This window comes from Pseudomonas sp. P1_A1 (genome assembly GCF_056406935.1).
On the sequence record NZ_JBFTZE010000001.1, the window covers coordinates 628,487 to 642,374 of the forward strand.

The 13,888-nt window shown below is 58.8% G+C and carries 15 protein-coding genes and 2 other RNA genes; 9 read left to right on the plus strand and 8 right to left on the minus strand.

All coding sequences use genetic code 11. From position 1 onward, the window contains the following. Positions 1-6: 6 nt before the first annotated feature. The 5 genes from ccoS to AC1D2Q_RS02815 all read left to right on the plus strand — a co-directional run bounded on the left by ccoS (position 7) and on the right by AC1D2Q_RS02815 (position 3,856). Positions 7-225: a cbb3-type cytochrome oxidase assembly protein CcoS gene (gene ccoS / locus AC1D2Q_RS02795; RefSeq protein WP_019648288.1), complete on the plus strand. Its 219-nt coding sequence runs from the start codon at positions 7-9 to the stop codon at positions 223-225. Beyond that, positions 218-901: a sulfite exporter TauE/SafE family protein gene (locus AC1D2Q_RS02800; RefSeq protein ID WP_253420879.1), complete on the plus strand. Its 684-nt coding sequence runs from the start codon at positions 218-220 to the stop codon at positions 899-901. Before ccoS ends, AC1D2Q_RS02800 begins: the two co-directional genes overlap by 8 nt. 117 nt (positions 902-1,018) lie before the next feature. Further along, positions 1,019-2,401, plus strand: a complete 1,383-nt coding sequence (gene hemN / locus AC1D2Q_RS02805; RefSeq protein ID WP_477812183.1) for an oxygen-independent coproporphyrinogen III oxidase — start codon at positions 1,019-1,021, stop codon at positions 2,399-2,401. A gap of 93 nt (positions 2,402-2,494) precedes the next feature. Next, a complete protein-coding gene (fnr, locus tag AC1D2Q_RS02810) occupies positions 2,495-3,229 on the plus strand; it encodes a fumarate/nitrate reduction transcriptional regulator Fnr (RefSeq protein WP_258670165.1) in 735 nt (244 codons plus the stop codon). A 78-nt stretch (positions 3,230-3,307) separates the two neighbouring features. Then, on the plus strand, positions 3,308-3,856 hold the full coding sequence (locus tag AC1D2Q_RS02815) for an adenine phosphoribosyltransferase (RefSeq protein ID WP_019579893.1): 549 nt from the start codon (positions 3,308-3,310) through the stop codon (positions 3,854-3,856). Between the two features lie 78 nt (positions 3,857-3,934). On the opposite strand, the gene recR is transcribed toward AC1D2Q_RS02815, so the two are convergent. The 3 genes from recR to dnaX form a co-directional block, all read right to left on the minus strand. Further along, positions 3,935-4,537: a recombination mediator RecR gene (recR, locus tag AC1D2Q_RS02820; protein WP_007933351.1), complete on the minus strand. Its 603-nt coding sequence runs from the start codon at positions 4,535-4,537 to the stop codon at positions 3,935-3,937. A 156-nt stretch (positions 4,538-4,693) separates the two neighbouring features. Further along, complete coding sequence (locus AC1D2Q_RS02825) at positions 4,694-5,032, minus strand: YbaB/EbfC family nucleoid-associated protein (RefSeq protein ID WP_018925290.1); 339 nt, start codon at positions 5,030-5,032, stop codon at positions 4,694-4,696. Between the two features lie 67 nt (positions 5,033-5,099). Continuing rightward, positions 5,100-7,184, minus strand: coding sequence for a DNA polymerase III subunit gamma/tau (dnaX, locus tag AC1D2Q_RS02830; RefSeq protein ID WP_477812184.1), 2,085 nt, complete (start codon positions 7,182-7,184; stop codon positions 5,100-5,102). A gap of 145 nt (positions 7,185-7,329) precedes the next feature. Between dnaX and AC1D2Q_RS02835 the strand changes: the two genes are divergently transcribed. Then, a complete protein-coding gene (locus AC1D2Q_RS02835; RefSeq protein WP_477812185.1) occupies positions 7,330-8,073 on the plus strand; it encodes a substrate-binding periplasmic protein in 744 nt (247 codons plus the stop codon). A gap of 30 nt (positions 8,074-8,103) precedes the next feature. On the opposite strand, the gene AC1D2Q_RS02840 is transcribed toward AC1D2Q_RS02835, so the two are convergent. Further along, a complete protein-coding gene (locus tag AC1D2Q_RS02840) occupies positions 8,104-9,804 on the minus strand; it encodes a putative bifunctional diguanylate cyclase/phosphodiesterase (protein WP_477812186.1) in 1,701 nt (566 codons plus the stop codon). Between the two features lie 408 nt (positions 9,805-10,212). On the opposite strand from AC1D2Q_RS02840, the gene AC1D2Q_RS02845 reads away from it, so the two are divergent. Then, positions 10,213-10,527 (plus strand): helix-turn-helix domain-containing protein, encoded by a 315-nt coding sequence (locus AC1D2Q_RS02845; RefSeq protein WP_007933342.1) that lies wholly within the window; start codon positions 10,213-10,215, stop codon positions 10,525-10,527. A 183-nt stretch (positions 10,528-10,710) separates the two neighbouring features. On the opposite strand, the gene ffs (AC1D2Q_RS02850) is transcribed toward AC1D2Q_RS02845, so the two are convergent. After that, positions 10,711-10,807, minus strand: an RNA gene (ffs, locus tag AC1D2Q_RS02850) — signal recognition particle sRNA small type. Positions 10,808-10,897: 90 nt separating this feature from the next. Here ffs (AC1D2Q_RS02850) and AC1D2Q_RS02855 point away from each other — a divergent pair. Then, entirely contained in the window at positions 10,898-11,077 is a 180-nt protein-coding gene (locus AC1D2Q_RS02855) for a helix-turn-helix domain-containing protein (protein WP_477812187.1), read from the plus strand. 209 nt (positions 11,078-11,286) lie between these two features. After that, positions 11,287-12,135, plus strand: coding sequence for a hypothetical protein (locus tag AC1D2Q_RS02860; protein ID WP_477812188.1), 849 nt, complete (start codon positions 11,287-11,289; stop codon positions 12,133-12,135). Between the two features lie 175 nt (positions 12,136-12,310). On the opposite strand, the gene ffs (AC1D2Q_RS02865) is transcribed toward AC1D2Q_RS02860, so the two are convergent. From ffs (AC1D2Q_RS02865) to AC1D2Q_RS02875, 3 genes are all read right to left on the minus strand, one after another. Continuing rightward, an RNA gene (gene ffs, locus AC1D2Q_RS02865) (signal recognition particle sRNA small type) lies at positions 12,311-12,402 on the minus strand. 36 nt (positions 12,403-12,438) lie between these two features. Then, complete coding sequence (locus AC1D2Q_RS02870; RefSeq protein WP_477812189.1) at positions 12,439-13,602, minus strand: zinc-binding metallopeptidase family protein; 1,164 nt, start codon at positions 13,600-13,602, stop codon at positions 12,439-12,441. Between the two features lie 34 nt (positions 13,603-13,636). Beyond that, positions 13,637-13,888: hypothetical protein (locus AC1D2Q_RS02875; RefSeq protein ID WP_477812190.1), on the minus strand; the 252-nt coding region annotated here is incomplete at its 5' end.

The following is a 13,888-nucleotide window of genomic DNA, read 5'->3' on the forward strand; positions in this document are numbered from 1 at the left end:
GTCCAGATGCCAGCTCTCTACGTGATGATCCCGGCCGCGCTGCTGATCGTGGCCATCGCTATCTACATCTTCTTCTGGGCGGTCGACAGCGGTCAGTACGACGACCTCGACGGCCCGGCCCACAGCATCCTGTTCGACGACCAGGACCCGAAGCACACGGCAGCGGTCGATGAGGCCAGCGGCCATCCGGTCAAACCGGACGACAAGGCGCCACCCCATGCTTGAGTTGGCGCCACTGCTGGTGTCGGCGCTCATCCTCGGGCTACTCGGTGGCGGCCATTGCCTGGGCATGTGCGGCGGTTTGATGGGCGCGCTGACTCTGGCGATCCCCAAGGAACAACGTAGCCGACGCTTTCGTCTGCTGTTGGCCTACAACCTGGGGCGGATTCTCAGCTACGCCGCGGCCGGCCTGCTGATCGGCCTGGCTGGTTGGGCCGTGGCCAATAGCCCGGCGGCGATGTTCATGCGCATCCTCGCCGGATTGCTGCTGATCGCCATGGGGCTGTACCTGGCGGGTTGGTGGAGCGGTTTAACCCGCATCGAAAGCCTCGGTCGCGGCCTGTGGCGGCATATCCAGCCGATTGCCAACACACTGCTGCCAGTGTCGAACCTGCCCCGCGCCTTGCTGCTCGGCGCGCTGTGGGGCTGGCTGCCGTGCGGGCTGGTTTACAGCACATTGCTGTGGTCCGCGAGTCAGGGCAATGCGCTGGACAGTGCATTGCTGATGCTGGCTTTCGGGCTGGGCACCTGGCCGGTGTTGCTCGCCACAGGCCTGGCCGCCGAGCGGGTCACGGCGCTGTTGCGCAAACGCAGCGTGCGCATGACCGGCGGCTTGTTGGTGATGGTGTTCGGCATCTGGACCTTGCCGGGGCCGCATCAGCATTGGCTCATGGGGCATTAGCCCCCTCGCCACAAAAACTATCGCTATCGCCGATCACCGTTGATGCAAATCAAGATGCCCATAAACCGCACCCCCTAGACTCGCCGACACTGCCAGCCTATCCGGGGGAATGCCCGCATGCTCGACGCCATTCGTTGGGACACAGATCTGATCCGCCGTTACGACCTGGCGGGGCCACGCTATACCTCGTATCCGACGGCCGTGCAATTCGACAGCCAGGTCGGCACCTTCGACCTGTTTCATGCCCTGCGCGACAGCCGCAAGGCGCTGCGGCCGTTATCCCTGTATGTGCACGTGCCGTTCTGCGCGAACATCTGCTACTACTGCGCCTGCAACAAAGTCATCACCAAGGACCGAGGCCGTGCCCTGCCCTATTTGCAGCGCCTGGAACAGGAAATCCAGCTGATCGCCTGCCACCTCGACCCCGCACAAAAAGTCGAGCAACTGCATTTCGGCGGCGGCACACCGACCTTTCTCAGCCACGATGAACTGCGCCAACTGATGGCCCAGCTGCGTAAGCATTTCAGCCTGCTGGACAACGATTCCGGTGACTACGGCATCGAGATCGACCCTCGCGAGGCCGACTGGTCGACCATGGGCCTGCTCCGGGAACTGGGCTTCAACCGGGTCAGCATCGGCCTGCAAGACCTCGACCCGGCGGTACAACGGGCGGTCAATCGCCTGCAAAGCCTGGAAGAAACCCGCGCGGTGATCGACGCCGCCCGGACCCTGCAATTCCGTTCAATCAACATCGATCTGATCTACGGCCTGCCGAAGCAGACGCCCGAGAACTTCGCCCGCACCGTCGACGAAGTCATCAGCCTGCAACCGGACCGGCTCTCGGTGTTCAACTACGCCCATCTGCCAGAGCGCTTCATGCCGCAACGGCGGATCAACAGCAACGATCTGCCGGCACCGGCGCAGAAACTGGAAATACTCCAGCGCACCATCGAACAACTGACGGCCGCCGGTTACCGCTACATCGGTATGGACCACTTCGCCCTGCCCGATGATGAACTGGCGATTGCCCAGGAAGAGTCGACCTTGCAACGCAACTTCCAGGGCTACACCACCCACGGTCATTGCGATCTGATCGGTCTGGGGGTATCGGCCATCAGCCAGATCGGCGACCTGTACTGCCAGAACAGCAGCGACCTGACCCAGTACCAGAACGCTTTGGCGTCCGCGCAACTGGCCACCAACCGTGGCCTGCTGTGCAATGCCGACGATCGCTTGCGCAGGGCGGTGATTCAGCAACTGATTTGCCATTTCGACCTGGAATTCGCGGAAATCGAGCAGGCCTTCAACATCGATTTTCGGGGTTACTTCGGCGAACTCTGGCCACAGCTGCGAGACATGGCCAAGGACGGGTTGATCGAGCTCGACAATGAACGGATCACCGTGCTGCCCGCAGGCCGGCTGCTGGTGCGCTCGGTGTGCATGGTGTTCGATGCATACCTGGAACACAGCAATCGCCAGCGTTTTTCACGCGTGATCTAGTCCCCTGTGGATAAATTGCCGCAGGCTGGCCCGAACGTCCTCCCGTGGGTTACCCTTACGGCTTATGTGTGTTTTCCCACAAGGATCAAAGAAATGTCCGAGCCAGTTAAACTGCGCGCTCATAACCAGGCCCATTGCAAGGATTGCAGCCTGGCCCCTCTCTGCCTGCCACTTTCTCTGAATCTGGAAGACATGGATGCGCTGGACGAAATCGTCAAACGTGGTCGCCCGCTGAAAAAAGGCGAGTTTCTGTTTCGCCAGGGCGACACGTTCGATTCCGTTTATGCAGTACGCTCCGGCGCCCTGAAGACCTTCAGCCTGAGCGATGGCGGCGAAGAACAACTCACCGGTTTCCATTTGCCGAGTGAACTGGTCGGTCTGTCGGGCATGGACACCGAAAAGCATCCGGTCTCGGCGCAAGCCCTGGAAACCACTTCAGTGTGCGAGATTCCGTTCGAGCGCCTCGATGAACTGGCCCTGCAACTGCCACAACTGCGCCGTCAGTTGATGCGCGTGATGAGCCGCGAGATTCGTGACGATCAACAAATGATGTTGCTGCTGTCGAAGAAGACCGCCGATGAGCGCATCGCTACTTTCCTGGTCAACCTCTCGGCCCGTTTCCGCGCCCGGGGCTTCTCGGCCAATCAGTTCCGGTTGAGCATGTCGCGCAACGAAATCGGCAATTACCTGGGCCTGGCGGTGGAAACCGTGTCTCGGGTGTTCACCCGCTTCCAGCAAAACGAACTGATCGCCGCCGAGGGCAAGGAAGTGCACATCCTCGACCCGATCCAGCTCTGTGCCCTGGCCGGTGGCTCGATCGAAGGCTGATCCTTTAACGGCGGCTGAGCGAAACGGTTCAGCCGCCGTTATACTGCGATGTTTGCAGCCCGCCAGGACACTTCGACGATGGTCTTCGACTCCTTCGACATCAAATCCCTGATCCGCCCCGTGATCGACTTCCCCAAGCCGGGCGTGATCTTTCGCGACATCACCCCGCTGTTCCAGTCGCCCACGGCCCTGCGCCTGGTGATGGACAGCTTTGCCCATCGCTACGTCGAGGCCGACTTCACCCACATCGGCGCCATGGACGCGCGCGGGTTCCTCATCGGTTCGATATTGGCGTATCAGTTGAACAAGCCATTGGTGCTGTTCCGCAAGCAGGGCAAATTGCCTGCCGACGTGCTGGCCGAAGGTTACGCGACCGAATACGGCGAAGCCTTCCTTGAAGTCCACGCCGACAGCCTGTGCGAGGGGGATTCGGTGGTGCTGTTCGATGACCTGATCGCCACCGGCGGCACGCTGATTGCGGCGGCCAACCTGGTTCGGCGCATGGGCGCGCGGGTGCATGAAGCGGCGGCGATCATTGACTTGCCGGAGCTGGGTGGTTCGCAGCGACTGGAAGACATGGGGATTGCGACTTTCTGTCTGACGCAGTTTGCGTTGAGCGATAAGTAAGGCGGCGCCTTTAAGGACGCCATCGCGAGCCGCCAAGTTTTCAAGAGAGAAATTGAAGATCTTTTGGTTTTGATGCGGTTACAGCGAAATCGGCTTACGCCCGGCAAACGAATGCGCCAATGTCCCGCCATCCACCAGTTCCAGCTCGCCACCCAACGGCACGCCGTGGGCAATGCGCGAGGCGATCAGGCCTTTGTTGCTGAGCAACTGGGCGATGTAATGCGCCGTGGCCTCGCCTTCCACCGTCGGGTTAGTGGCGAGGATGACTTCGGTAAACGTGCCCGCCTCTTCGATCCGCGCCATCAGTTGTGGAATGCCGATGGCTTCCGGCCCCAACCCGTCCAGAGGCGACAAGTGGCCCTTGAGCACGAAGTAGCGACCGCGAAAACCGGTCTGCTCCACCGCGTACACGTCCATCGGACCTTCCACCACACACAGCAAGGTGTCGTCGCGGCGCGGATCGGCGCATTGCGGGCACAGATCGTCTTCGGTCAGCGTGCGGCACAAACGGCAGTGCCCCACCCCTTCCATGGCCTGGCTCAGCGCCTGGGCCAGTCGCGAACCGCCGCTGCGATCGCGCTCAAGCAGTTGCAACGCCATGCGCTGGGCAGTTTTCTGACCCACCCCCGGCAAAATTCGCAGGGCATCGATCAGTTGGCGAATCAAAGGGCTGAAGCTCATGGGGAAAAAGTCCGACAAAACAACGAGACGCGGTTTATACCCGCGCCTCTGTTTAGCGTCAAATAGCAGCGTCAATTACTTAGTCCGCAGACAGAAACAAAAATGCCAGGCGCGATGCCTGGCATTTTTTTAACCCGTCCGACGCGCGCTGGCGAATCAGAATGGCAGTTTCATACCCGGTGGCAATTGCATGCCAGCGGTCATGCTGCCCATTTTTTCCTGGCTGTTGGCTTCGATCTTGCGCACGGCGTCGTTGACGGCGGCGGCGAATACAGCCTCCAGCATCTCTTTGTCGTCTTCGCTCAGGCCTTCGACCAGGCTTGGGTCGATGGTCACGCGCTTGACGTCGTGACGACCGGTCATCACCACGGTGACCATATCGCCACCGGCTTTACCGGTGACTTCGGCGTTGGCCAGCTCTTCCTGCATCTTGGCCATTTTTTCCTGCATCTGCTGCGCCTGCTTCATCAGGCCGGCCATGCCACCTTTCATCATGGGAATCACCTCAAAAGTACTTGGATAAAAACAGCGCCCGGCGAGTGCGGCCAAGCGCCTTCAGTTATTAGCCCTGACTGACCAGGGCCTCGACAGGTTCAATAGTATCGTGACGGACCACCGCCCCGAACTGCTGCATCATTTGCTGGATGAACGGATCGCCATGGATCGACTCCTCGGCCTCGCGCTGACGGTCGGCCCGACGCCGGGACGCAGCCTGGGCCGGGGTTTCCTGCTCGGGCTTGATCAGCTCGATGCTCAGGGTCAGCGTGCGCCCGTGATGCTGGTTCAGCGCATCGTTGAGGCGACGTTGTTGCGTCGCGTTGAACAAGGCGCTGTGAGCCGGGTCCAGGTGCAACAGCCAATTGTCGCCATCGACGGCGATCAGCGTGCAGTTGGCGGCGATGCTGCCGGTCATGCCGGACACCGGCAATTTCGGGAACAACTCCAGCCATTGCAGGGCCAGGCCAGTGGCCGGCATCGCGGCCGGCTCAGGCTCGGGCTGCGCCGCAGGTTCGGCGGTGTGCTCACTGGCCAGATCGTCGAGGTAGCTGTAGGCCGAATCCATGTCCGGCTCGATGTAGTCCTCATCCAGCGGCGGTTCGTCATCCAGGTCGATGCCTGGGGTAGCGGCATCGACTTCGGCCACGGACGGTTCCGGAATCGGCGCAGCGGCCCACTCGGGCGCATCCGGCACCACGCTGTCCGGCGTCGGCATGGGCATCGGAGGCAATTCGGGTTGCTCACCAGCCGTCTCCAGCACCGGCTCGACGGCGGGCTGCTGGACAACCTCGGGCTCTACCGGATCATTCCAGGGCAGATCGACGACTTCTTCGACCGCTACGGGCTCGACCACTGGCTCGGGCTCAGGCACGACCACCGGCGCGACTGGCTCGGGCGGGGCCGGGACAGGCGTTGGTGCAACCACGGGCGCCACTGGAACCGGTGCCACGGCCGCAGCGACTACCGGCGCAACAATCGGCGCGGCAGCCACTGAGTTTGCGGAATCAACTGTGGCCTGGCTGATCCCCACTGGCTTTAGCGGTTGCCTCGGAGCGTCCTCGGTGTCTGCTGGCCTGAATGCGAGCATTCGCAGCAGGACCATTTCGAAGCCGCCGCGCGGATCCGGTGCCAGGGGCAAATCCCGGCGACCGATCAGGCCCATCTGGTAATAGAACTGCACATCTTCGGCCGGCAGGGCCTGGGCCAGCGCCAATACGCGATCGCGGTCACCATGGCCGTTGTCGACACCTTCAGGCAGGGCCTGGGCGATGGCGACACGGTGCAACACGTTGAGAATTTCCGAGAGCACGCCGTTCCAGTCCGGGCCTTGCTCGGCCAGATGGCGCACGGCCTCGAGCAATGCCTTGGCATCGCCTTCGATCAGCGCATGCAGGACGTCATAGACCTGGCCGTGATCGAGGGTGCCGAGCATCGCCCGCACGTCGGCGGCCAGAACCTTGCCTTCACCGAAGGCGATGGCCTGGTCGGTCAGGCTCATGGCATCGCGCATCGAACCGTCGGCGGCGCGGCCCAGCAGCCACAGCGCATCGTCTTCGAACGGCACGTTCTCGACGCTCAGCACATGGCTCAGATGCTCGACCACTCGCTCAGGGGTCATGTTCTTCAGGGAGAACTGCAGGCACCGCGAAAGAATCGTTGCAGGAAGTTTCTGCGGATCGGTGGTAGCCAGGATGAACTTGACGTAGGGCGGCGGCTCTTCGAGGGTTTTCAACAGCGCATTGAAGGAATGGCTGGAAAGCATGTGCACTTCGTCGATCAGGTAGACCTTGAAGCGCCCGCGGCTCGGCGCGTACTGCACGTTATCGAGCAGTTCGCGGGTGTCTTCGACCTTGGTCCGGCTCGCGGCGTCGATCTCGATCAGGTCGACGAAGCGGCCTTCATCGATTTCCCGGCACACCGAGCACTCGCCACAGGGCGTCGAAGTGATACCTGTTTCACAGTTCAGGCATTTGGCGATGATCCGCGCGATGGTGGTCTTGCCAACCCCGCGGGTACCGGTAAACAGGTAGGCGTGGTGCAGCCGCTGGCTGTCCAAGGCATTGATCAGAGCCTTGAGCACATGGGTCTGGCCGACCATTTCGCGGAACGAGCGCGGACGCCATTTACGTGCAAGAACCTGATAACTCATCGAAAACCGTCGCAGCGAAGGAAGCAGAAGCGGCTAATGCTAGCGGAGCAAGGCCAAAATTGCATCCGGTGCGCTCGTCTATTCTGGCTAAGCTGCACTTTGAGGAGCTTTTATCGGCTCAGGCTTGAGCCGTACCGGAGCGTTTATGCGTTTTGCCTTGGGGGCACTGCTATCAGTCAGCCTGAGTGGCGCGGCCGCCGAAGCGCCGTTACGCTTTGTCGTGTCCGACAGCTGGGCCATGCCGATGGTGCAGATCGAGCGCGGCCGACCGACCCAGGGCATTCTGTACGACATGATGCTCAGCCTGGCGACACAAGTCGGCATGCCAGCGGAATTTCATGTACTGCCCAGGGCGCGAGTGCAAAACGCCATGGACCATGACGAAGTCGATATCCGCTGCCATGTCTCGCAGTCCTGGTTGCCGAACCTGTCCGGGGACTATATCTGGAGCGCTCCGCTGCTGGTTCAGCGCGATTTGCTGGTTGGCCGGCGCGATTCACCCACGTCAATCAACGTGGCGGACCTGCCGCGACAGTCGATCGGCACCGTACGCGGTTATAGCTACCCGACCCTGCAACCCTTGTTCGACGCCGACCGGCTGCAGCGCGAAGACGCGCGCAATCAGGAACAGGTGCTGGAAAAACTGCTGGCCAGACGCTACCACTATGCCGTGAGTAACCAGTGGACCCTTGACTGGTTCAACCATCGCCTGCTGCCCGATCAGCAACTGCAAAGTGTAGCACTGGTGCACGAACAAACCGTCGGCTGCTACATGCGCAACGACGCCAAGGTGCCTGTACAACGCATCCTGCGCACGCTGCAGCAAATGAAAATGTCGGGGGAGATCAATGGCATCATCCGACTCTATACCGGCAACCCGCCCCCGTAGCAGCCTTCGGCAGCTGCTACATAGAGCGAGTCAGGCTATTTGATCGAGTGCCTGCCATTGCGACGGGGCGACAAACCCCGCCACCCAGGCCGGCACCTCGGCGGGCGGCATCGGGCGAGCGATGAAATAGCCTTGAGCGACTTCGCACCCCAGCCGCAACAGCAACTCACCGTGCTCAAGGCTTTCCAGCCCCTCGGCAATCACCTGCCGACCGAATGCCCGGGCCAGGCCAATCACCGCCGTGGTCAGGGCCAGGTCATCCCGGTCATTCAGAATGTCACGCACAAATGACTTGTCGATCTTGATGGTCTGGGTCCGTAAACGCTTGAGATAACTCAGGGACGAATAACCGGTGCCGAAATCACCCAGGGAAAACTGCACCCCCAACGCCTGACAGGCCTGCAAACAGGCGCTGACGTGCTGGATATTCTCGATCGCCACCGACTCGACGATTTCCAGGTCAAGCATCCGCGGAGCAACCTGAGCATGCCGAGCGAGTACCTGCCTGAGTCGGTCGACGAAATCCGCGCGCTGAAAATGTCGCGCCGCGATGTTGATACTGACCGGCCAGCCCTGCCCCGCTTGCTGCCAGCGGTGCAACTGCGCCAGCACCTGGTCCATCACCCATTCGCCGATATCGATGATCAGGTCGGTGTCTTCCACCAGCGGCAAAAAATCCCGAGGCGGCACCATGCCGTTTTGCGGATGCTCCCAACGCAACAACGCCTCGAAGCCGACGACCTCACCACGGCGCATGTTCACCTTGGGCTGRAAATGCAGGCGAAATTCACCCGCGACCAGCGCCTGACGCACCCGCTCGACGGTCTGATGCGTGGCCTTGACCTCCTGATCCCGGGACACATCGAACAGATGAAAGCGATTTCGCCCGCGCTGCTTGGCCACGTACATCGCCTGATCGGCGTGCCGCAGCAAGGTTTCGGCATCTTCTTTGTCATAGGGAAACAGGGTGACGCCAATACTGGCAAACACATTGATGTCCTTGCCGTGCAGCGTGTAAGGCGCCGAAATCGCCCCCAGCACGCGGTTCAGCGCCGCACGCAATTCCGGTAGATCCCGCACGTAACGCAACACCAGTACGAACTCGTCACCGGCCAGTCGCGCCACCACATCTTCACCGCGCACAATGTCGCGCAGACGCTTGGCCACTTCCACCAGCAACATATCACCACTGGCGTGACCGTAGCCGTCGTTGACCGCTTTGAACCCGTCAAGGTCAAGCATGCACACCGCCAGTGGAATGTTTTCTTGCCGGGAGAATTCCAGCGCCTGATCCAGCAAATCCGACAGGAACGCGCGATTGGGCAGCCCGGTCAGCACGTCATGCCCGACCCGCCATTGCAGGGATTGCAGCAATTGGCGTTTTTCGCTGATATCGAAACGAATCGACAGGTATCGGTGAACCCGGCCAGTGGTGTCATCGAGCACTGGCACCATCGTGCTGTCGACCCAATACAGGCTCCCATCCTTGGCGCGATTACAGATCTCGCCTTTCCATATCTTGCCCAAGGCGATGGTGCGCCACATGGCGGCGAAGAAGTCGGTGGAATGCAGGCCTGAGTTCAGCAGGCGATGATTCTGCCCCAGCAGCTCCTCGCGGCTGTAGCCGGATACGGCGCAAAATTGATCGTTGACGTAAGTGATCCGGCCGTTCAGATCGGTCTCGGAAAATATAGCGGCAGCATCCACGGCCCTGCGGTATTTCTCATCCATGAGTGAGGCTCACTGTCGCTAGCGGAGGTACCGCTCGACCAGTGCAAGATGCCCGGAAGAGATGTTTTGAGACGTACAGCGCAGAGACACGTTATCACTCCATGAACAGCATTTGATGGCCCCCGGACCGCCGAAGATCAACTAGTCTCGGGCAAGGTAGCAACACCGACTCTGGTAACATTTCGCGAGGGTTTCAGACCGCCAACGGCTTCTCTGCGCACCCGGCAAGGGAAGACAATGCTGGCTGTTTCATATCGCCTAAACTTCAGACAGCAGATCACCAAAACCCCCTCCGAAGCGGCGATTCTACGAAATGCATCACATTTTGCAAAGCAAGGTGATGGATCATGCAGTTGCCTAATGCAAAAATCTATCGTTAAGTTCTTGATTCTAAATGGGAATTGAGCGATGCAAATTTCAAGTTTGGGTCCAGCCATCCGACGCTACCGTAAGGTCGCAGGGCTTACTCAGGCTGAACTCGGCGAAAAAACCGGTTTTGACCCCAAAACCATCAGCCGCTTCGAAACTGGCACCTACACCCCCAGCGTGGAAGCATTGTTCCTGCTTGCCGACGTGTTGGGCGTGAAGCTGAAAGCCTTTTTCGCAGATCTAGGCGACGAAGATGAACAGCGAGCGTACCTGTTCAGCGTCATACACAAAGCCACCCCGAAGGATCTGGGAAAGCTGATCGCAGCGGTTGACCAGGCCTTGTCCAAGCCTTGATGCTAACAAAAAAAAAAGGAGGCCGACCTGTCGAATGCGACAGATCGGCCTCCTTTTTTATATCCCGCTGCTTGATTCGGAAACGCGAAAAACCGCCCTGGATGAGCTCCATGGCAGGGAAAGCAAAACAGTATTTTTAGATAGAAAACACGAAAGAGGGTTCGTGTTGCGTTATGGAGGCAACCCCACCAGCCACACCCCGGCACACAATGTTCCCGCTGTGGCTGCTTCCTTCCGGATCTGACCAGGTTCACGGGTAATCGTTGCGGGGGGACCGATGGGGTCACCATAACGACGCTCACCTGACGGCGAGCCGCGCCATTGTACCTATCTGAGACGAAGTTACAACCGTTGATTGTAGATAAAAAATATGAGCGGGTTCAAGGACATGCAAAATCTTCGTTACAGACGAATCTATTGCTTGGTCGCTGCGCTTACCCAGGCCGAACTCGGCTACAAAATTGGTTTTGCCCCCAAGACCGTCAGCCGCTTCAAAACCGGCATCTATACCCTTGGCGTGGAAGCACTTTTTTTGTTTGCCAACGGCTGAGCGTGAAGCTGAATGCCTTTTTCGCAGGACTGGGCGACGACGATGAACCGCGGACGTCTCTATTCTGCGTCAGATCAATCTCTCTATACCGCTCATCCTAACTATCAGAAATGACAGTAGACAAGAGTTGAACCGAAAACCACTTTAGATCACAGATCGCCGCGAGCTTTCTGCAGAACAAACAACCATAATTTATGCAGGATACCAAAATGAAAAACAAATCACTGGTCGCTTCAAACAAGACCCCCTTCGGAGTATCAACTTTAGAGACGCTTTCGCTATCGCAGAACCTATACACGCGAACTAGCATTACAGATCCGGCCTGGAAGGTTATTGACACATGGTACGGTGGCGACTTTAGCGGCCCATCAACAACTGAAATGCGCTCCAATCTTTACGGCTTAAATGTCCCCTACATCTCAAAATCGACTATCTTAGAGATGACCAACCCCAAAACGAAAGGTGTATTTAATATAGAAAAAGATGGCAACCAGATTACGTACACCCCTATGAATTCACAGAGCTCGGTTCGTGCCAACTCGTCCTGGGGCATCACCACACATGTAACCCTTACAATCGGCAACCTGGAACACCTTCCATATGAAAATCCAGCAAAACTCCATGAAGAGCATGGCATCCAATACCTGATAGCAGGGGGAGAGGTAAATAACACCACCTCTATTGAGGGAAAAAAATCCATCGTAGTTCCAGACAACACCCATTTTTCTTTCACAACCAATACCAGCATGTACTTTTCAATAGTAGATAATCCGAGAGCGGCCATTTATCAAATGATCAGTGATGAACTGATAAAGATAGAAGACCGCATACTGCAAGGCTTCGCATCCTCTGGCGGACGTTACGCCCTCACCAACAACAAAAACATCCTATACCCTGACGGCATATCGACACTGCGCATAAATGACGGCTTTTCGGAAAACATGGCAGAAATCGAGTTCAATCGCAACATCGGCGATAGAACCGTTGAGATTTCGGTCAAATCAAACACAGCTCGAATCTGCGAACTCAGAGAATCAATGATTGTATTTGCGCTATAACTTTTCTGGTGAAATACGTCGTCAAAACAAGCGGTATTTTAACCGAGCAACAAATATGTTGCCCGGTTAAAACTTAAGCAGCAAAAAATCCGCTCGACGCTAACTCAGCTAATAAGGAGAAACAAACTAAATTTGGGATACCCTGCGAACGAAGGCCTAGCCGTTAGGGAGGCAGCCCCACCAGCCACACCCCGACATACAATGTCCCGCGATGGCTGCTCCCTTCCGAGCCTGACCAGGCTCACGGGCGTTGCGAAGAGACCGAAGGGTCACCATAACACCGAAGGCTGCGATCTTTTGATCTTATTGCGCCAACACCTCGTCCGCCCTGCCACCCGCCTGCTGGATCACCAGGTGAATGAAGTGCAGCCTGGCGATCACCGCCGGCGGCAAGGCGAACGGATAGAAATCCGGCTGGCCCATGCTGCGTGACAGTTCGTTGAGCATGCCGGCCAGCTCGATCCACGCATTGACGAACGACAGGAACGCCGGACCGCCGGGGTGCTGCGGATCGAACAGCGTGCTGGGCGGAAACGGCTGATAGTCGAAATCCATTTCCTGGGCACTCATGCCAAAACCCAGGGCGGTGTCCACCGCATCCATCATGTGCAGGTAGTGAGCCCAGGTTTCCGCCCAGTCTTCCCAAGGGTGCATAGTGGCGTAGGCGCTGATGTAATGTTGCTGCCAGTCGAGCGGCGCACCTTGTTGATAATGCTGCTCAAGAGCCTCGGCGTAGCTGGCACGCTCGTCGCCGAACAGGCCGCGGAACGGTTCCAGCCAGGCACTGTTGGCGATCAGCCGGTCCCAGTAGTAATGCCCCGTCTCGTGCCGAAAGTGACCAAGCAGCGTGCGATAGGGTTCGTGCATCTGCACGCGAACCTGCTCGCGGTGGGCGTCGTCGGCTTCTTTGATATCGAGGGTGATCAGACCATTGGCGTGCCCGGTGGTCGGCGGCTTGCCTTCGAGGTCGATACCGATGAAATCAAAGGCCAGACCAGCCTCTTCGTCCACCGTTTTGGGAATGACCTGCAAGCCCAGGCTGAGCAACTGCGCCACCAGACGACGCTTGGCGGTTTCCACTTTGCGCCAGCGCTCGTGGTTTTCGGGGATCGACAGGTCGGGGATGGTGCGGTTCAGGCTACAGGCGATGCACAACCCATCATGATGATTGGCCGGCAATAACCAGTTGCACGCAGCCGGGGAATCGAGATTGGCGCAACGGCGGAAAATACCGGCGTCAGGGTCGGCATCGAGCCACCAGGTATCCGCCTGCGGGCCGGGTTGCAATGATGACAAGCGACTCTGCTGCGGCTGGTAACCCAGCGCCGCCGAACAGGCCAGGCACTGGCTGTTGCGAAAGAACAGCGACTGCCCGCAGCGACAATGCCAGACCTTGCTGTTGCGCGAACGCTCACCCATGAAGGGCGCGGCGATGCGTGAACTGAGCTGTTCGAAAAAGCGGTACATGGCGATCTCTCCCTGGGTGCGCGCCAAGACTAGATCATGATTCGTCACCGATCGTTCCCATGCGCTGCATGGGTAAAATCAAAAGATCGCAGCCTGCGGCAGCTCCTTGTATGTTGGCCGAACACCCGGCGAGAGCAGCTAAGCTCCTCGGTGTTGTCTCAAAGATGTGTTTCTGGGGGAGGCCGACCGCTCCTGAAGGCAGGACTTGCTCCTGACCTTGTCTGTAGAGAGGCTCCCCCGCCTCATTGCCCACCACGAAGAGTATCGAGAAGCCGACAAGTCGGAC